Source organism: Nocardia salmonicida (assembly GCF_036142455.1).
GTDB lineage: Bacteria > Actinomycetota > Actinomycetes > Mycobacteriales > Mycobacteriaceae > Nocardia > Nocardia salmonicida.
On the sequence record NZ_CP108014.1, the window covers coordinates 3076472 to 3094249 of the forward strand.

Annotated in this window: 19 protein-coding genes; 11 read left to right on the forward strand and 8 right to left on the reverse strand. The window is 66.6% G+C overall.

The features are described from left to right. Positions 1-16 precede the first annotated feature (16 nt). The gene (locus OHS03_RS14600; protein ID WP_328663287.1) at positions 17-874 is read right to left on the reverse strand and encodes a DNA/RNA non-specific endonuclease; all 858 of its coding nucleotides are present in this window, start codon (positions 872-874) and stop codon (positions 17-19) included. Between the two features lie 89 nt (positions 875-963). Beyond that, positions 964-1581 carry a hotdog family protein gene (locus OHS03_RS14605; RefSeq protein WP_328663289.1) on the reverse strand — a complete coding sequence of 206 codons (618 nt, stop codon included), beginning with the start codon at positions 1579-1581 and terminating at the stop codon, positions 964-966. Positions 1582-1759: 178 nt separating this feature from the next. Here OHS03_RS14605 and OHS03_RS14610 point away from each other — a divergent pair, with 178 nt between their 5' ends. From OHS03_RS14610 to OHS03_RS14625, 4 genes are all read left to right on the forward strand, one after another. Next, the gene (locus OHS03_RS14610) at positions 1760-2932 is read left to right on the forward strand and encodes a 3-ketosteroid-9-alpha-monooxygenase, oxygenase component (RefSeq protein ID WP_442942358.1); all 1173 of its coding nucleotides are present in this window, start codon (positions 1760-1762) and stop codon (positions 2930-2932) included. 37 nt (positions 2933-2969) lie between these two features. Then, the gene (locus tag OHS03_RS14615) at positions 2970-4148 is read left to right on the forward strand and encodes an acyl-CoA dehydrogenase family protein (RefSeq protein WP_328663293.1); all 1179 of its coding nucleotides are present in this window, start codon (positions 2970-2972) and stop codon (positions 4146-4148) included. Positions 4149-4174: 26 nt separating this feature from the next. After that, positions 4175-5080 carry a biphenyl-2,3-diol 1,2-dioxygenase gene (gene bphC, locus OHS03_RS14620; RefSeq protein ID WP_328663295.1) on the forward strand — a complete coding sequence of 302 codons (906 nt, stop codon included), beginning with the start codon at positions 4175-4177 and terminating at the stop codon, positions 5078-5080. Between the two features lie 178 nt (positions 5081-5258). Beyond that, on the forward strand, positions 5259-6116 hold the full coding sequence (locus OHS03_RS14625) for an IclR family transcriptional regulator (protein ID WP_328663297.1): 858 nt from the start codon (positions 5259-5261) through the stop codon (positions 6114-6116). 54 nt (positions 6117-6170) lie between these two features. On the opposite strand, the gene OHS03_RS14630 is transcribed toward OHS03_RS14625, so the two are convergent. Then, positions 6171-6803, reverse strand: coding sequence for a Dabb family protein (locus tag OHS03_RS14630; RefSeq protein WP_328663298.1), 633 nt, complete (start codon positions 6801-6803; stop codon positions 6171-6173). Continuing rightward, the gene (locus tag OHS03_RS14635; protein ID WP_328663300.1) at positions 6796-7143 is read right to left on the reverse strand and encodes a hypothetical protein; all 348 of its coding nucleotides are present in this window, start codon (positions 7141-7143) and stop codon (positions 6796-6798) included. The genes OHS03_RS14630 and OHS03_RS14635 overlap by 8 nt, the downstream gene beginning before the upstream one ends. Before the next feature lie 224 nt (positions 7144-7367). Here OHS03_RS14635 and OHS03_RS14640 point away from each other — a divergent pair, with 224 nt between their 5' ends. From OHS03_RS14640 to OHS03_RS14655, 4 genes are all read left to right on the forward strand, one after another. Further along, entirely contained in the window at positions 7368-7964 is a 597-nt protein-coding gene (locus OHS03_RS14640; protein WP_328663301.1) for a TetR/AcrR family transcriptional regulator, read from the forward strand. A 47-nt stretch (positions 7965-8011) separates the two neighbouring features. Beyond that, complete coding sequence (kstD, locus tag OHS03_RS14645; RefSeq protein ID WP_328663303.1) at positions 8012-9730, forward strand: 3-oxosteroid 1-dehydrogenase; 1719 nt, start codon at positions 8012-8014, stop codon at positions 9728-9730. 158 nt (positions 9731-9888) lie between these two features. After that, on the forward strand, positions 9889-10884 hold the full coding sequence (locus tag OHS03_RS14650; protein ID WP_328663305.1) for an alpha/beta hydrolase: 996 nt from the start codon (positions 9889-9891) through the stop codon (positions 10882-10884). Between the two features lie 113 nt (positions 10885-10997). Then, the gene (locus tag OHS03_RS14655; protein ID WP_328663307.1) at positions 10998-11390 is read left to right on the forward strand and encodes a nuclear transport factor 2 family protein; all 393 of its coding nucleotides are present in this window, start codon (positions 10998-11000) and stop codon (positions 11388-11390) included. A 70-nt stretch (positions 11391-11460) separates the two neighbouring features. Here OHS03_RS14655 and OHS03_RS14660 read toward each other — a convergent pair whose 3' ends face one another. Beyond that, entirely contained in the window at positions 11461-11748 is a 288-nt protein-coding gene (locus OHS03_RS14660; RefSeq protein ID WP_194824950.1) for a putative quinol monooxygenase, read from the reverse strand. A 50-nt stretch (positions 11749-11798) separates the two neighbouring features. Then, entirely contained in the window at positions 11799-12416 is a 618-nt protein-coding gene (locus tag OHS03_RS14665) for a TetR/AcrR family transcriptional regulator (RefSeq protein ID WP_063006516.1), read from the reverse strand. Between the two features lie 161 nt (positions 12417-12577). Here OHS03_RS14665 and OHS03_RS14670 point away from each other — a divergent pair, with 161 nt between their 5' ends. Together OHS03_RS14670 and OHS03_RS14675 are read left to right on the forward strand one after the other, a co-directional pair. Next, complete coding sequence (locus OHS03_RS14670) at positions 12578-13612, forward strand: Rieske 2Fe-2S domain-containing protein (RefSeq protein WP_328663309.1); 1035 nt, start codon at positions 12578-12580, stop codon at positions 13610-13612. Further along, entirely contained in the window at positions 13609-14694 is a 1086-nt protein-coding gene (locus tag OHS03_RS14675) for an NAD(P)H-dependent amine dehydrogenase family protein (protein WP_328663311.1), read from the forward strand. Before OHS03_RS14670 ends, OHS03_RS14675 begins: the two co-directional genes overlap by 4 nt. Before the next feature lie 21 nt (positions 14695-14715). On the opposite strand, the gene OHS03_RS14680 is transcribed toward OHS03_RS14675, so the two are convergent. Then, positions 14716-15411 carry a PadR family transcriptional regulator gene (locus tag OHS03_RS14680; RefSeq protein WP_056809637.1) on the reverse strand — a complete coding sequence of 232 codons (696 nt, stop codon included), beginning with the start codon at positions 15409-15411 and terminating at the stop codon, positions 14716-14718. Between the two features lie 129 nt (positions 15412-15540). Between OHS03_RS14680 and OHS03_RS14685 the strand changes: the two genes are divergently transcribed. Further along, complete coding sequence (locus tag OHS03_RS14685; RefSeq protein ID WP_056809639.1) at positions 15541-16047, forward strand: flavin reductase family protein; 507 nt, start codon at positions 15541-15543, stop codon at positions 16045-16047. A gap of 46 nt (positions 16048-16093) precedes the next feature. On the opposite strand, the gene OHS03_RS14690 is transcribed toward OHS03_RS14685, so the two are convergent. Next, on the reverse strand, positions 16094-17725 hold the full coding sequence (locus OHS03_RS14690; RefSeq protein ID WP_328663313.1) for a flavin-containing monooxygenase: 1632 nt from the start codon (positions 17723-17725) through the stop codon (positions 16094-16096). Positions 17726-17778 lie beyond the last annotated feature (53 nt).

The following is a 17778-nucleotide window of genomic DNA, read 5'->3' on the forward strand; positions in this document are numbered from 1 at the left end:
CGGCGTCCCGTAGGAATTACCAGCTGATGTCGGCCGTCGACTCGAGCGGGCGACGGCGGTCGACCGACTCCTGGGTCACGAACGTGTCGGCGATGTGCAGGGCCGCGGGGAATCGGCAGCGTGCTCGTTGCTCGATCTCGGGCACCGCTACCTGGAAGACGCGGAACTCGTCGAGCGCGAGCGCTTCGAGTTCGTCGAGGTGCTGGGTCAGCAGAAACGCCTTGCACCGCAGCCGGTTTCCCGCCACGAAGCAGATCACCTTCCAGTACTCCCGCGGCAATGCCACGCCACGATGCACCTGGTCGTCGGCGCGGAAAGCGGGTCCGCCGAAGACGCTCACCTTGAGGTCGTCGATGTCGACGTCGGCGAAGACCGCGTCTTCGAGCTGCCCCCACACCCCGGCGCGGCTGCTCTGGTTGAAGTCGTCCATCTGCGGGGTGATGTTGGTGTAGAAGAACGAGTCGATATTGGCCTGCTCGGCTTCGGTCTCGGTGCCCCACAGCAGATCCGCGCGCCGCGCCAGGTGTCCACGATCGAGCCGATTCCGTTGGTACAGTTCGTTTCCCACCTGCACCTCGGCCGGGATACGCGGATCTTTGACGAAGTCGATGCCGGTGCGAGGCAGTTTCCGCATCGCGGCGCCGTCGATGTTCCAGGCCACCCAGAACGCGAACCGTCGCGGCGTGCTCAACGCCAACGAGAAGTGCGTGTAGTCGATGACGTCGGAGCCGTCCAAGCGAACCGCGTCAGCGCGGACCGCGGCATCCAGTTCCGGGACCTCGACCCTGGGCCCGAGAAAGTCCGGGTCGTATCCGGTGCGCAGCGTGTCGCTCGCGCTACCGTTCGTCGACGCGGTAGCCAGGTTGGCGGTCATCGGGTGCCCCTTCCAGCAGGCGGACGTGGTGTATCGGTAGTTCGAACACCATCGTCGCCGCCGCCGGAGACATCCTCACGAGTAGTCGACTACCCGTTCGCGGGCCGCCCGGCCGGGTCCGGAGTCGCGTCATCGGTCACCGTGAACGTCGCCCACGCCCGCACGACGACGTTGCCCGCGGCATCGGCGCCGGCCAGTGCGACATCGACGCGCGATTCGCCGTCCTGCACATAGCTCTGCGTGACGCGGCCCGAACAGGACATGACCTCACCGGGCGGCAGAGGTCGCACCGACCTGGTACGGAATCGGCGGATAGCCTCGGCCCCGAGCCAGTCGGTGGCATAGGTCGCCAACAGCGCCGCCGCCTGTGGCGACACCTGCTCGCCCGCAAAGGTTTCCGCCGTAGCCCAGGATTCGGCGACCAGACCGCCGGTGCGGTCGAAGTATCGGGTCAGCGACTCCGTGGCGACGGCGGCGGGCTGGTCGGTGGTCGCGCCCGCGCGAATCGCGGTCAGCTGGTCACCCGCGCGGGGCGGCGGACCGAAGAACCGATGATCGGTCTCGACCCGCTCCCCCACGCCGGAGGCGAATCCGTCGGCGGGCAGGAAGGTCGGCGGCACCACCGGCCGATCGGCGAGCCGGTAGGCCGGGTTGTGCGAGCGCGCCGCCTCGGCGAACAGCCGGATGGCATCGGTTTCCAGGAGCATGCCGTCACGGTAGGACCGCTGCGCCCGTTGTGATCGGTTCCGCTCCCACTCATCGGGACGCCGGGTCGACCGCGCCGAAAACATGTCCGCTGACCGGGAACGCGACGGCCCGAACACCCGCGCACAGCGCGACCATCGGCGCAGCTCATCCCCACTCCGTCCGAACATGGAGGTTTCGATGCCGGAGAACCCGCCGAACGGCCGAACACCCGACGCCACCGACTACCGACAGATCGAGGCTGCTGCCGCGCCCACCCGCTTCGCGCGCGGCTGGCACTGCCTCGGCCTGCTCTCGTCGTTCCGCGACGGCAACCCGCACGAGGTGAAGGCCTTCGGCACCATGCTCGTGGTGTTCCAGTCCGAATCCGACGGCGCGCTGCACGTACTCGACGGCTACTGCCGCCACATGGGCGGCAACCTGGCCCACGGCACCATCAAGGGCGACTCGATCGCCTGCCCGTTCCACGACTGGCGCTGGGGCGGCAACGGCAAGTGCACGGCGATTCCGTACGCGCGCCGGGTCCCGCCGCTGGCCAAGACGCGCACCTGGCCGACGCTCGAGCGCAACGGCCAGCTCTACGTCTGGCACGACCCGCAGGGCAGCAAGCCCACCGACGAGGTGACCATTCCCGAGATCGAGGGCTACGGCACCCCGGAATGGACCGACCTGACCTGGAATTCGATTCTGATCGAGGGCTCGCACTGTCGCGAGATCGTCGACAACGTCGTCGACATGGCGCACTTCTTCTACGTGCACTACTCGTTCCCGCGCTATTTCAAGAACGTCTTCGAGGGTCACGTCGCCACCCAGTACATGCGCTCGACCCCGCGCATGGATATCACGGTCGGCACCAGCTACGACGATCCGAATTCCACCCTGCGCTCGGACGCGTCGTATTTCGGTCCGTCCTACATGCTCGACTGGCTGTGGAGCGAGGCGCAGGGCATGACTATCGAGACGGTGCTCGTCAACTGCCACTACCCGGTCGACGAGAACTCGTTCGTGCTGCAGTACGGCGCGATGGTGAAGAAGCCGGAGGGCATGTCCGACGAGGACGCCGACGCGATGGCGGCGCAGTTCGCGCAGGGCGTCGAGTACGGCTTCGAGCAGGACGTCGAGATCTGGAAGAACAAGGCGCCCATCGACAATCCGCTGCTGTCGGAGGAAGACGGCCCGGTGTATCAGCTGCGCCGTTGGTACAAGCAGTTCTATGTCGACGTCGACGACGTCACCGAGGACATGACCAAGCGGTTCGAGTTCGAGATCGATACCGACCGCGCGGTGACGAGCTGGGAAGCCGAGGTCGCCGACAACATCGCCCGCGGCGCCGTCATCGACACCATGTCCTGATCCCTCACCCCACCACGAACAGAAAGCATCATCGGAGATGACCAGAGTTCTCGACAATATCGCCGCCATCGCGGACCAGCTGCGCGAGCAGGCACCGGAGGCGGAGCGTCTCGGGCAGCTGCCCGATGCCACGGCCCAGCTGCTGAAGACGGCGGGCCCGATCCGTCTGCTCCAGCCCAAGAAGTACAGCGGTTACGAGGCGCACCCGCGCGAGTTCGCCGAGACGGTGATGGCTACCGCCGCGCTCGACCCGGCCAGTGGCTGGATCGCCGGCATCGTCGGCGTGCACCCGTGGCAGCTGGCCTTCGCCGACCCGAAGGTGCAGGACGAGGTGTGGGCCGACGACCACGACACCTGGATGGCCTCGCCCTACGCGCCGACCGGCATCGCCCGACCGGTCGACGGCGGCTACATCTTCAACGGCCGCTGGCAGTTCAGTTCCGGCACCGATCACTGCGACTGGATCTTCCTCGGCGCCATGCTCGGTGACACCGAGGGCAAGATGGCCATGCCGCCGACGATGCTGCACATGATCCTGCCGCGCCAGGACTACCAGATCGTCGAGGACTCCTGGAATGTGGTGGGCCTCAAGGGCACCGGTTCCAAGGACATCATCGTCAAGGACGCGTTCGTGCCCGACTATCGGGTGATGAACGGCGACCACGTCATCGACGGCACCGCGCAGAAGGAGTACGGGGTCACCGAGACGCTGTACAAGATGCCGTGGTCGACGATGTTCCCGCTGGGCATCAGCTCCGCGGTGGTCGGCATCGCCGAGGGCGCGCTGGCCGCGCACCTGGACTACCAGCGCGACCGCGTCGGCGCACAGGGCACCGCGGTCAAGGACGATCCGTACGTGCTGTTCGCCATCGGCGAGGCCGCCGCCGACATCAACGCCGCGCGCCAGGAACTCCTCGCGAACGCCGACATGATCTTCGACGCCGTCGACGCCGGCAAGGAGATCAGCTTCGCCGAGCGGGCCGCGGTCCGGCGCACCCAGGTCCGCGCGGCCTGGCGCGCGGTCACCGCCGTGGACCAGATCTTCGCCCGTTCCGGCGGCAACGCCATGCGGATCGACAAGCCGCTGCAGCGCTATTGGCGCGACGCGCACGTCGGCCTCGCCCACGCCATCCACGTGCCGAGCACGGTGTATCACGCCTCGGCCGTCAGCTCCCTCGGTCTCGAGCCCGCGGACAACCTGCGCTCGATGATCTGACCCGAATACCCAGAAGGACAACGGAAATGACAGACATCAAAGGCCTCGGCTACGTCAAGATCCAGACCGCCGACATGGACCGCTGGCGCAAATTCGCGTTCGAGGTGCTCGGCTTCGCGCAGGGCAACGGGCCCGACGAGAACGCGCTGTATCTGCGCATGGACGAGCGCGCGGCGCGGATCACGATCGTGCCCGGTGACAGCGACGCCATCGTGACGATCGGCTGGGAAGTGCGCGACCACGCGGCCCTGCTCCGCGTGCAGGAAGCCGTGACGGCGGCCGGGATCGCGGTGAAACCGCTGTCGGTCGAGGAGGCCGACGCACGCCGGGTCGAGGAGGTCATCACCTTCCAGGACCCGACCGGCGCCACCCTCGAGGTGTTCCACGGCGCGGTGCTCGACCACAGTCCGGTGGTGACGCCGTTCGGCGCGAAATTCGTGACCGGCGCACAGGGCCTCGGCCATGTCGTGCTGCCGACGATGGACCCCAACGGCGCGTTCGATTTCTACACCGACGTGCTCGGGTTCCTGCCGCGTGGCGCCTTCCGGATCCCGGCGCCGCCGGAGTACGGCCCGATGCGGGTGCGGTTCCTCGGCGTCAACGAACGCCATCACAGCCTGGCGCTGTGCCCGGCTCCGCACGGCGGCGCGCCCGGCCTGGTGCACATCATGGTGGAGGTCGACAGCCTCGACGCTGTCGGTCAGGCGCTGGACCGGGTGACCAAGGACGGCTTCTCGGTGTCGTCCACGCTGGGCAGGCACACCAACGACAAGATGGTCTCGTTCTACGTCCGCGCGCCCGGCGGCTGGGACATCGAGTTCGGCACCGAAGGCATGCGGGTCGACGAGACCTCCTACAGCGCTGAGGAGATCACCGCCGACAGCTACTGGGGCCACGACTGGTCCGGTAGCGAGCCGCTCGCGGCGATGTAACCCCGTACCCGACCCACGACGGCCCCCGGCCCGAGCCCATCGCTCGGACCGGGGGCCGTCGTCTTGATATGGACCTGCCGAATCATGTGACAACGACCACAACGGATGGTATGAATAGGTATATGCCTAATCGAAATATGCGAGTGGGCATCAGCTCGTAGATCCGAATGGAGAGCTCATGGTCATCCAGGCCGAGGCCACCACCCCGAGCGCGATCCTCGATCGCGCGTCCCTGCTGCTCGACGCCTTCGACGGCCCGGGCAGGCTCACCCTCGCCCAGATCGTCCGGCGCACCGGTCTACCCCGGTCCTCGGCGCATCGCATGCTCGATCGGCTGGTGCAGCTGCGCTGGCTACGTCGTGAAGGGCGCGACTACGAGCTCGGCATCCGGCTGATGGAGCTCGGCTCGCTGGCGGTGCACCAGGACCGGCTGCACCGTGCGGCGATGCCGTTCCTGCACGAGCTGCACCGGGTCACCGGGTTCGTCGTGCACCTGGCCGTGCTGGACGGTCCCGACGTCGTCTACCTCGACAAGGTCGGCGGCGAGCTGTCGGCGGTGGTGCCCACCCGCGTCGGCGGCAGGCGCCCCGCCGCCTGCACCGCGGTCGGCAAAGCGATCCTGGCCTACTCCGACGAGCGCCGCATCGCCGACGCCCTCGCAGGCCAGGTCGGCGCGCGCACGCGCTACTCGATCACCACCAAGGCCCAGCTCGACACCGAACTGGACAAGGTGCGCGCGCACGGAATCGCCGTCGAACGCGAGGAATCCCTGCCGGGCTTCGGCTGTATCGCGGCGCCCATCGGCGATCTCGGCGAGGCCGCTGTGGCGGCGGTGTCGGTGTGCGGGCCGCTGGATCGGATGCTGTTCGATCACCGTCTCAGCGCGCCGGTGCGCACGACCGCGCTCAATATCTGGCGCCACGTCGACGACGGCCGGGTGCGGGTGCATCCGACGTTGCAGCAGCATCCCCGCCCGCTCGGGGTGGGCCCGGCGGCGCGTCCGTACGCGGAGCAGCGTGGTCCGCGCACAGCCTGATCCATCACCTCACCGAGTCGCCGGCCCGGATTCGGGCGGCGACCGGCGCGAGGGTCAGGCCGGACTGTTCACGCAGAAGCTGTGACAGATACGGTCGCGGACAATCACTTCGGGACATTCGGGATCGAACCATCGGTCGACGTACGCCCAGTGGACGGGATGCATCAGATAGGGGCCGGCGAGGCCGTCCAGGTCGGTGAACTCCTGTTCCCAGACATGGGTCCACGGCGAGGATCCGGTACCGCGCGTGACCCGGCTCAACTGCCAGGACCGGATGCTCGGTAGATAGCGGGGCATCCGCAGCAGGTCCGCTTCGAAGCGCTCGATCGTCGCGCGCGGTGTGCCCGGCGCGACACGTAGCAGCAGGACCCGGTACACCGATCCGGTGGCGTCCGGTTCGGCGATACCCGTTGTGCCGCCCTGATATTCGGCGCCGTCGACGTGGGCCACCGGACTCTCACTCAGCAGCGTGTCCACCTCGGCAGTGGTCCCCGTCCAGTCGGCGGACTCGTCGAAGCGCAAGTGCACCAGCACATCACCGCCGTTGCGGACTCCCGGCAACGTGGGTTGGACCAACACGCGGCGCGCCACCGGAGCGGCGATTCCACGCAGCCCGGTCATCAACCGGTCACGTGCGTAGGGGTCGACGTCGGGCGAGAGATGCACCAGCCGCGTCACCTCAAACATCGCCGAGCCTGTCGACATCGGCGGCGAGCGCACCGGTGGCGCGAGTCCGTTCGACGATCAGGTCCGCCGCCGCGGCCCACCACTGCCGCACCGACTCGTCGCGACGCCCCTGCCAGGTCATCGCCCACCAGCCCTGAGCACCCTCGAGCACCCAACTCGCGATGACCGTGTTCGACTCGTCCGGGAACCACACGGGCGGGCTCACCACGATCCGCTCCAGCACCATGCCGCGTTCCCGCGCGCCCGGCGCGTAGTCGCGCAGATAGGCGTCGACGAATTCTCTGGCGCGGCCCGGCTTCGTCACTACGGTGTCGATCACGTAGACCTTCGTGGCTTCCATCCGCCGACCGTAGGCAGCCGCCGACGGGCATCGACCTGGTGTTTCCGCCCAGTGGGAGAACGCGGCCATGGGCCGGTCACTCGAACCCGACGCTCGCGAGAGCGTATTCGTGACCAATTGATTGACACTAAGAACCACATTGACAGTGACTGTCATCTCGAGTGATACTTTCACCTGTGATGCGGTGGATAGTTCGTCGCACGGTTCTCGAAAGGTGGTGGGCGGTGTCATTGCGCGATCGGCAACGTCGTCGGGTTCGCGACGACATTCAGCGGGCGGCCTACGGGTTGTTCGCACGGTCGGGGTTCGAGGCGGTGACCACCGAGCAGATCGCGACTGAGGCGGGGGTATCGCCGAGTACGTATTTCCGGCATGTGCGGAGCAAGGAGGATCTGCTGCTCGAACCGGTACGGGAAGGAGGTGCCGGTATCGCCGGCCTGTTGGAGGCCCGGCCCGGAAACGAGCCGGCCGATATCGCGTTGGCGGGGGCGATCCTTGCGCGTTCGACGTCCATGGCGGTCGAGGAGCTCGAGCAGTGGCGAGCGGCGTTCACGACAGCACCGCACCTGCTGGAGCGGGTCACGTTGATCCCGCCCGATCATCGGGTCCGGTTGGTCGAACTCGTCGCCAACCGGATGTCACGCGATCCCGAGGCCGATCCCACGCCGGGACTGTTGGTGCATCTGATGCTCGCGGCCGCGGAGTTCGGTCTCCTGCAATGGCTACGCGACGCACAAGACCCGGCGACGTCGCTGCCGATGTGTATGGAATCCGCGCTGGCCGCAGTTCATGGCCCTCGATGGCGTAGCGCCGAGGCTTGATCTCCCTGGCTCCCGATGTATTTCACAGATAGGAATCCACCCCAGTCATGCACCCAGAACACAGCGATACCGACACCGTCGACGTACTGGTGGTCGGCTCCGGCGCCGCCGGGATGACCGCCGCGATCACCGCTGCCCACCACGGGCTTTCGGTACTCGTCGTCGAAAAGGCCACCCATTGGGGCGGATCCACCGCCAGGTCCGGAGGTGGCGTCTGGATTCCGAGCAATACCGTGCTGCGCCAGGAAGCGCCTGATGACGACCTCGAGGCCGCGCGCACCTATCTGACCGACATCATCGGCCCAGCAGTCGACAAGGACAAGATCGACACCTATATCGACCACGGGCCGCAGGTATTCGACTTCCTCACTGCTCACAGCCCGCTGCGGATGCGGTGGGTGCCTGGTTACAGCGACTACTACCCCGAGGCCGAAGGTGGTCGCAGCCACGGGCGTTCCATCGAACCTTCCCCCTTCGACGCCCGAGGGCTTGGTGCGGAGTTGGCCACCCTCGAACCCGACTACTCGAAGGCCCCCCGCAATTTCGTGCTCACCCAGGCCGACTTCCGTCAGATCCACCTCGGGTTGCGCAATCCCCGTGCGCCCTGGCACGCGATCCGAATCGCCGCCCGCTGGCTCACCGCTCGCGTCCGAGGCCGTCACCTACTCGCTCGCGGCCAGGCGTTGAGCGCCATGTTGCGGACAGGGATGCTCGACGCCGGGGTCCCGCTGCTGCTCGACACCCCACTTCTCGAGTTGATCCGCACCGATGACCGAGTCACCGGCGCGATCGTGCGCCGTGGCGGCCGTGAACACCGCATCACCGCGCGAGCCGGGGTGATCTTGGCGTGTGGCGGCTTCGAACGCAATTCTGCTCTCCGTCAACTACATCAGCGCGCACCCATCGGCTCGGAGTGGACCGTCGGCGCCGCCGCCAACACCGGCGACGGTATCGCTGCCGGTGCCGCTCTGGGCGCGGCGACCGGATTCATGAACGACTCCTGGTGGGGACCATCGATCCCGTTACCTCGTCAACCGTGGTTCTGCCTGGCTGAACGGAATCTGCCCGGCAGCCTCATCGTCAACGACCGCGGCCAACGGTTCATGAATGAATCATTGCCCTATGTCGATGCCGTACACCGCATGTACGGCGGAGAATACGGACAGGGCGACGGTCCAGCGGAAAACCTGCCCGCTTGGCTGATCTTCGACCAGCGCTACCGCAACCGCTACCTGTTCGCGGGCCTTCCCCCGCGACAACCCCTGCCCCGGCGTTGGTTCGATGCCGGTGTGCTCGCCCGCGCCGCCACCATCGGCGAACTCGCCGACAAGATCGGCGTGCCCGCCGAGCGACTCACCGGCACGGTGAACCGGTTCAACACCTTCGCCCGCACCGGTGTCGACGAGGACTTCGGTCGAGGCGACAGCGCCTACGACCGTTACTACGGCGACCCCCGTCAACACCCCAATCCCAACCTCGGCGCCTTGGCCACCGGCCCCTATTACGCCGCCCGCCTGGTACCCGGCGACCTCGGCACGAAAGGCGGTCTGGTCACCGACACACACAGCCGAGTCCTGCGCGCCGACCACACCGTCATCGAAGGCCTCTACGCCGCGGGCAACACCGCGACACCGGTCATGGGCCACACCTATGCCGGACCCGGCGCCACCATCGGACCCGCGATCGTCTTCGCCTACCTCGCCGCCCATCACATCGCCACTACCGGACACCGCGCACTGCGCACCGCAAATCAGAACAACGGGTGACGCATCCGCGACGACTGTCGGTCGACCGAGTCGACGGGCATCGACCTGGTGTTTCCGCACAGTGGGAGAACGCGGTTCGGATCGCGCCGCACCGGTTCTACGGTGAGGCCGACGACGTGCTCGACCGCCGATCGCGTCGCCGAAGACCAGGAGGACCAGTGACTGTGCGAACTTTCCCGACCACCGGGCCGGGTGCGGTTCCCGATCCGGAGGTCGCGGCCATGCTCGCCACGCTCGACGCCGGATTCCCCGATGTCGCCACGATGGCCGCGGCCGATGTGCGCGCCGCGATCCGCGCCAGACGCGCCCCGCTGCAACGACTTCCCGACATGCGCCGAGCGCGCGACCTCACGATCGACGGACCCGGCGGCCCACTGCCGCTGCGCGTGTTCCGTCCCCATCACGACGGTGGGGCCCTGCCGGTGATCGTGTTCGCCCACGGCGGTGGCTTCGTGTTCTGCGATCTCGACAGCCACGACGAGTTCTGCCGCTCGATGGCGGCCGGTGTCGGCGCGCTGGTGATCTCGGTCGACTACCGGCTCGCGCCGGAGCATCCCGGCCCCGCGGCGCACGACGACATGTTCGCGGCGCTGCGGTGGGCCGCGAACAACGCCGGCGCCTACGGCGGTGATCCGTCGCGGATCGCACTGGCCGGTGACAGCGCCGGCGGCAATCTCGCGGCCACCGTGGCCATCGCCGCCAGGGACGGCGGCGGTCCGCGGCTCGCGGGGCAGATCCTGATCTATCCGGTGATCGACGACGACGTCGAGACCGAGTCCTACCGGCGTTTCGGCACCGGCCACTACAACACGACCAGCGCGATGCGGTGGTACTGGCAGAACTACGCCCCGGACGGCACCGACGACGTTCGCCTCGTGCCGACCAGGGCCGACTCACTCGCCGGTCTACCGCCCGCCGTCGTGATCACCGCTGAACTCGACCCACCCTGCGCCTCAGGCGACGCCTACGCCCAGCGCTTGGCAACCGACGGTGTCGCGGTCCGGCATCGCCGCTACGACGGGCTGTTCCACGGATTCCTCAGCATCCCGTCGCTGGCCGCCACCGTGTCCGCGCGCAAAGAGATCTGGGCCATGGTGCGCGAGATGCTCGACCTCCCGGGATCTGCCGATGGCCGGGGCGAGCGAAGCCACTAGCCTCGGCCGATCCCCGAAATTCATGGCGACCCGCCTGGAACCTCGATCCCCTCGATTCGAGGCAACTTCGCGCGCCGGTCGCCGCGGTCTCAGCCGAACGCGAACATCGTGGCGTGAGTGCGACATCGGCTGGCAGGGTGAGGCGCATGGAGAACTTACGCGACGCCGAGCGGCGGTTGCAGGCCGCGCAACTTGCTGGTGATGTGCAGGCGCTGGATCATCTACTGGATGACCGATTGATCTTCACCTTCGGCGCGGACACCTACACCAAGGCCGATGACCTGGAGCTGCACCGCACCCGGACGCAGGTGATGACGGCCCTGGTCGAGGAAGAATTGAACGTACTCACCGACGGGCGTGCCGGGGTGACCTGGTTTCTCGGGACCGTCGAGGGGACCGTCAACGGCGAGCCTTTCGGAGCCAGGATGCGTTACACGCGTTCCTGGTTGCACGACGATACGCATGGCTGGCGGATTATCGCGGCACACGCCAGCACGACGGATTGATGGTCCTGTCGTCGGCGCGGTTGGCTCGAGAAAGGTCGAGCCAACTCACCACCGGCGCAGCAGTTCGGGTTCAGACCGCGGTGAAGTACTCGATCTTCGGCGCACCCGCCAGCAAGGGAGCCATCAACTTGCCCGCCGCGCGGAAATGGTCCGACCGGCCGTGGGCTTCGACAGCAGCGTCGTCGGAATACAGTTCGAAGAACCGGTAGTGCTCGGCATCGGTGCGCGAACGCACCAATTGGTAGGTCAGATTGCCCGGCTCATTGGCCTTGATCTGTTCGATGAGATCGGCGACGACGGCTTCGAACTCCGCACCCGCACCGGCTTTGACGGTGACCTCGGCGATGACTGCGATCATGATTTCTCTCCTTTTCGGTGCGACGCTACCCGCGATCGGGCGCGCCTGACTCAGGTCTGTAGGTAGGCCACGATGCTGCCGGTGAGTCCGGCGAGGGCATCCTCGAGGTTGCCGTAGGTGCCGAGCGTGCGTTCGGAGGTGATGCCGCGCATCGCGGCGGGGATCAGCGCGGCCACCTGCCGCACCCTGACCGGGTCGACCCCCAGATCCGCGAACGCACGGTGACACGCATCGTCCCAGTTCGGTTTCCACGACGACAATTCCGCGGCGGTGAGCGGGAACTCGCGTTCGAGTTCGGCCTGCTCGCGCGGTAGCGCGGCGCGCAACGTCTCGATGGCCAGTGATTCCGGCGTGCGCAGGCCGACGGCCATGGCGTCGACAAGGGCAGCGACGCGTTCGTGCAATGTCCCGTCCGGCCGCAGATTCGCGGGTAGGTCGCCGCGCTTGTCGGCGGTGTAGCGCAGCACCGCGGCCCACAGGCCGTCGATATCACCGAACTGGTACTTGACCACACCCCAGGTGGCACCGATATCGCGAGCGATGCGATTGCCCGATACCGCTGCGGGATCGCCGGTGGCCAACGACGCGATAGCCGCCTTGATCATGCTGTCTCGCGATTCGATACCACGCCTGTTCGCGCGTCGCCCACCGATCGCCGGTTCTGTCACGAGGCTCGACTCTAGCCGCTCCGAGCTGCCTGTTCCAGTTTCACCGAACCCTCTTGTATTTTTTGATAGAGGGTTCTATTCTAATTCCGTTCTGTGGTCGGCATCACACCGAACAGCTCATGACCGCGTCGGCACGCGCCGGGTGCCTCTGGAGGATTCCGATGGCCAAAACACCCCTGCCCATGGAGCCGACAGGCTGGTTCCAAGTGGCGTGGTGCACCGAGATCACCGCAGGCGCCGTCCACCGGATGAAGTATTTCGGGCGCGAAATGGTCGCCTGGCGTTCGGCTTCCGGCCGGATCGCGGTATTCGACGCCTATTGCGAGCATCTGGGCGCCCACCTCGGCTACGGCGGGCATGTCGAGGGCGAGAATCTCGTGTGTCCGTTCCACGGCTGGGAATGGAACCGCGAAGGGCGCAATGTCTGCATCCCGTACGAGAGCCATCCGAACAAGGGTCGCCGCATCCGCAGCTATCCGGTGGTGGAGCGCAACGAGGCGGTGTGGATCTGGTACGACACCCAGGGCCGGGCCCCCTATTTCGAGGTGCCCGACATCTTCGCGGACTTCGACGACGACAAGACCGCCCAGGACTACTACCAGCCGATACCCGTTGCGACGCTCTATCGGCAGCAGCTGGAACTCCATCCGCAGTACGTACTGGAGAACGGTGTCGACTTCGCCCACTTCACGTTCGTGCACAAAACACCGTTCGTCCCGAATTTCACTCGCCACGACTTCTCCGGGCCGGTGTCGTTCGTGGACTTCACCATCGCCTTCGACACCGGCATCGCCGAGAACGACGTCAACAGCGGAGTCGAATCGATCAACGCGGGCCTTGGCTGCACGGTCACCAAGAGTTGGGGCATGGTCGACAACCGCACCATGCCCGCGGTGACACCGGTCGACGATGCCACCTGCGACGTCCGCTTCACCGTCTGGATCGGACGCGAACCCGGCGACGACAGCTCCGAGATCACCACCTACGGCAAGACGATGGCCGCCTACATCATCGAGCAGTTCGCAGCCGATATCCACATTTGGGCGCATCAGCGCTACTCCGACCCACCAGCGTTGTCGCGCAAGGAATTCGACGGGTTCACCGCGTTGCGCGCGTGGGCCGCCCAGTTCTATCCCGACACCGGCGCAGCCACAGCTCTCGACCAGCGACCCGCGACACAAGGATTCACATCATGAGCACCTCCGGCAGAGTCCGTGTATTCCAAGTGGCGACCGGCAATCTCGGCACCGAGATGATCGGCCGCATCCAGCAGCATCCCGATCTCGAACTGGTCGGACTGCATTGCTATTCGCCCGACAAGATCGGACGCGACGCCGGGGAGATCGTCGGTATCGATCCGATCGGAGTAACCGCTACCGGCTCGGTGGAGCAGATCATCGCCGCACGACCCGACGTGCTCACCTTTCACGGCGTATTTCCCGACGAGGACCTCTACGAGAAAGTCCTCGAGGCAGGCATCGATGTGGTGACCACCGCGGACTGGATCACCGGCTTCCACCGCGACACCAACCATCCGCACCCGTCCGGCAGGAAGGTGAGCGAGGTGATCGCGGCCGCGTGCGAGCGCGGCAATGCCACCTTCTACGGCACCGGCATGAATCCGGGACTGAGTCAGATCCTCGGAATCGTGCATACCGCCGATGTTTCCGAGATCGAGAACATCACCGTCACCGAATCGGTCGACGTCTCGTGTCACCACTCGGTCGACACCTGGAAGGCCGTCGGGTACGGGCGACCGATCGACGATCCCACGATCGGGGAATCGCTGCACAAATACACCGCGGTCTTCGCCGACGCCGTCTACCTGATGGCCGATGCCTTCGGCCTCGAACTCGACGAAGTGCGGTTCGGGTACGAACTCGGCGCCTGCACCGAGGACGTCGATCTCGGCTGGTACTTCCTGCCGAAAGGGTCTTTGGGTGCCAACTACATCAAGTACCAGGGCATGGTCGACGGAGTCGCGCGGGTGGAATCACATCTCGAATGGCAAATGACCCCGCACACCGATCCGGCGTGGAATATCAAAGGCTGCTACATCACTGAGGTAACCGGCGATCCCAACATCTATAGCAAGCACATGATCTTCCCTCGTAAAGGGTTCGACCTGTCGGATCCGAGCAACTTCGCCTCGATCGGCATGACCGTGACCGGGCTGCCCGCACTCAACGCCATCACCTCGGTGGTCGCGGCGCCCGCGGGAATCATCACCAGCGCGGACCTTCCCTTGCGAGCCTTCGCGGGACGCTTCAAGATCTGAGCCAGGACTGGAAATCACGGCCTAGTCTGCCGGGTCGTGCTGCTCGAGTTCTTCCGCGCGCACGCGCTGCTCGATCTCGCGCCAGCGTCCCGGCGTCGGATGGGGGTATTCGGCACGGTCGTCGTGTTCGGCGTCCGCCAATGTGGTGGCCGCGTTGTCGATGTCATCGATCAGCTGCTGGGCGAGGTCGCGTTCGGTCGCGTAATGGCGCTGCGCCCATTGCAGTACCAGCTGCGAATAAGCCCAGCCCGGTTCGGATTTCGCGGCTTCGGCATCGATCGCGGCGCGTTGCGCGAGTTTGTCGACATCGGCGATATGGTCGTGCAGGATCTGCTTGAGCCGATCCGGGGACCCGAGATGGCCGAACATGACGCGCAGCAGCACGTGGTGTTTGAGTACCGACGGATCGACGGGCGCCTTGTTCCACCACGTGGTCACCGCGGCCCGACCCTCCGCGGTGATCTGGTAGAGCCGCCTGGCGCGCATGGTGTTGTCGGGGTCGAGGCGCGAACTCGCGAAGCCGTGCTGCTCGAGCTTCTTCAGCTCGGCATAGATCTGGCTGTAGGACGGGGTCCAATAGATGTAGCGCAGGCTCCAATCGGCCCATTTCTTCAGGTCGTAGCCGGAGATCTCCTCCTCGTACGAGAGCATGGCGAGCACCGCCCAGCTGGTCGGCGGCAGATTCGGCACGCCGGTATCGGGGTCAGGGGTAGCCATTGCTGAATGCTAGCAACCGCCATTATCGGAATTCACCCGTCAACAACCGCTGACCGGGAGGCCGTCTTGAGCCGCGCCCCGATCTTCCCGGATTCTGGGAAACATCGAATTCCGTTCGGAAGGACCCCTATGAATGCGGACAACGTCGTCGTCGACGCAGGTATCCCGGCCCCCGCGGACCTACGCAGAGTGCTCGGTCACTTCGCGACCGGCGTCGCGGTGATCGCCGCCCACGACGGCACGCGACCGCTCGGCTTCACCTGTCAGTCGGTGGTGTCGGTGTCGCTGGACCCGCCGTACGTGTCGTTCTGCCCGGCCAAGAGTTCGACCAGCTGGCCGCTGCTGCGCGAGGCGGGCGCCCTGTGCATCAACATCCTGGCGCAGGACCAGAGCGCGCTGTGTCGCCAGTTCGCGGTGAGCGGCGCCGACAAGTTCGCCGGTGTCGAGTGGGACAGGGCGGGCAACGGCGCGCCCGCGCTGGCCGGGGCGCTGGCCCAGATCGAGGTGACCGTCGAGCTCGAGCACGATGCGGGCGACCACACCGTGGTGCTCGCCCGCATCGGTGACCTGCGGGCCACCGAGGGCGCCGAGCCGCTGCTGTTCTACAAGGGCGGGTTCGGCGGCTTCGCGTCCTGATCCGACGACAACGGGGTAGTCCTGCGGACCACCCCGTTGTCGTGTGTCACGCCTCGATGACGTCGAAACCCTTGTACCCGGCGGCCGCGACCTCGGCGATGATCTCCCCATAGACGCCGAAGCCGCCCACGAACGGCATGAACACCCGGGGCCTGCCCTCGATATTCGCGCCCAGATACCACGAATTCGCCTGTGTCATCAGCGTTCCCGCGGCCCGGTCGACGCATTCGAGCACCCACTCCGACACCGCGTCCCGGCGGGCCTCGAGCGCCACCGCTCCCCTGCCGTCGAGGAAGCCGATGGCCTCGGCCACCCAGTCCACGTGCAGTTCCGAGTGCAGCACCATATTGGCCAGCACCGACGGACTGCCGGGCCCGGTGAGGTTGAACAGGTTCGGAAAGCCTGTCATCCCCAGTCCCAGATAGGTTTTCGGCCCTTCCCGCCATGCCTGGTTGAGCGTCTCGCCACCCCGGCCGACGATGTTCATCCGCGATACCGAGCCGGTCATCGCGTCGAATCCGGTCGCGAGCACCAGGGTGTCGAGCGGGTAGTGCGCGTCGGTGGTGTGCACGCCCGCGGCGTCGATCCGGGTGATCGGCGTGGCCTTCAGGTCGACCAGCTCGACATTGTCGCGGTTGAAGGTCTGGTAGTAGTTCGTATCGGTGCAGATTCGTTTGGTGCCGATGGGGTGGTCGTGCGGGACGAGCAGATCGGCGACGCGCGGGTCCTCGATCACGGCCCGCACCTTCTCCTCCCAGAATTCGCGCGCGGTGTCGTTGGCGGCGAGGGTAGTCAGCTGGTCGGGGAAGGTCTTGCTGAACAGCACACCGCCCAGTGCCCAGCGCTTCTCGTAGGCCTCGCGCCGTTCCCGATCGCTCACCGCGACCGCGGAATCCGGATGCGCCTGATGCGGCGAACCGCCGCCGCTGGCCATCGACAGCCGCCTGCGCTCGGAATAGTTCGCCTTCTGCGCCGCCCGATCCTGCTCGGTCAGCGGCGTATTGCCAGCGGGCACACTGTAATTGGCGGTGCGCTGGAACACGTGCAACCGCTGCGCTTGTTCGGCCACGCACGGGATCGTCTGGATACCGGAGGATCCGGTACCGATCACGCCGACCCGGCGGCCGGTGAGGTCGACCCCCTCGTGCGGCCAGTGCGAGGTGTGCAGGATCTGCCCGGCGAAGGTCTCGAGTCCGTCGATGGCCGGGGTGTTCGCGTTCGACAGCGGGCCGGTGGCCAGCACGACGAACCGGGCCGAGACCGCGCGGCCGGTGTCGGTGTCGACCTGCCAGCGCAGGGTCTGCTCGTCGAGCACGATATCGGTGACACGGGTACCGAATTCGATGTCGCGACGCAGGTCGTAGCGATCGGCGACGTGCTCGAGGTAGGAAAGGATCTCGGGCTGGGTGGCGTATTTCTCGCTCCAGTTCCATTCCTGTTGCAGGGCGTCGTCGAAGGAGTACGAGTAGTCGACGCTCTCGACATCGCAGCGCGCGCCCGGATAGCGGTTCCAGTACCAGACGCCGCCCACGCCGTCACCGGCTTCGAACACCCGCACGGTGAGGCTGCTGCCGCGGAAGCGGTGCAGCGCGTAGAGGCCGGCGATGCCCGCACCGACGACGACCACGTCGACGTCGGTCGGGCCTTTCGCTGGTGCCGATGGGGTCTCGGGGTTCACAGTGCCTACCTTTCGATGGAGACCGGTTTCTCTGCGGCGACGCTAAGGACGCG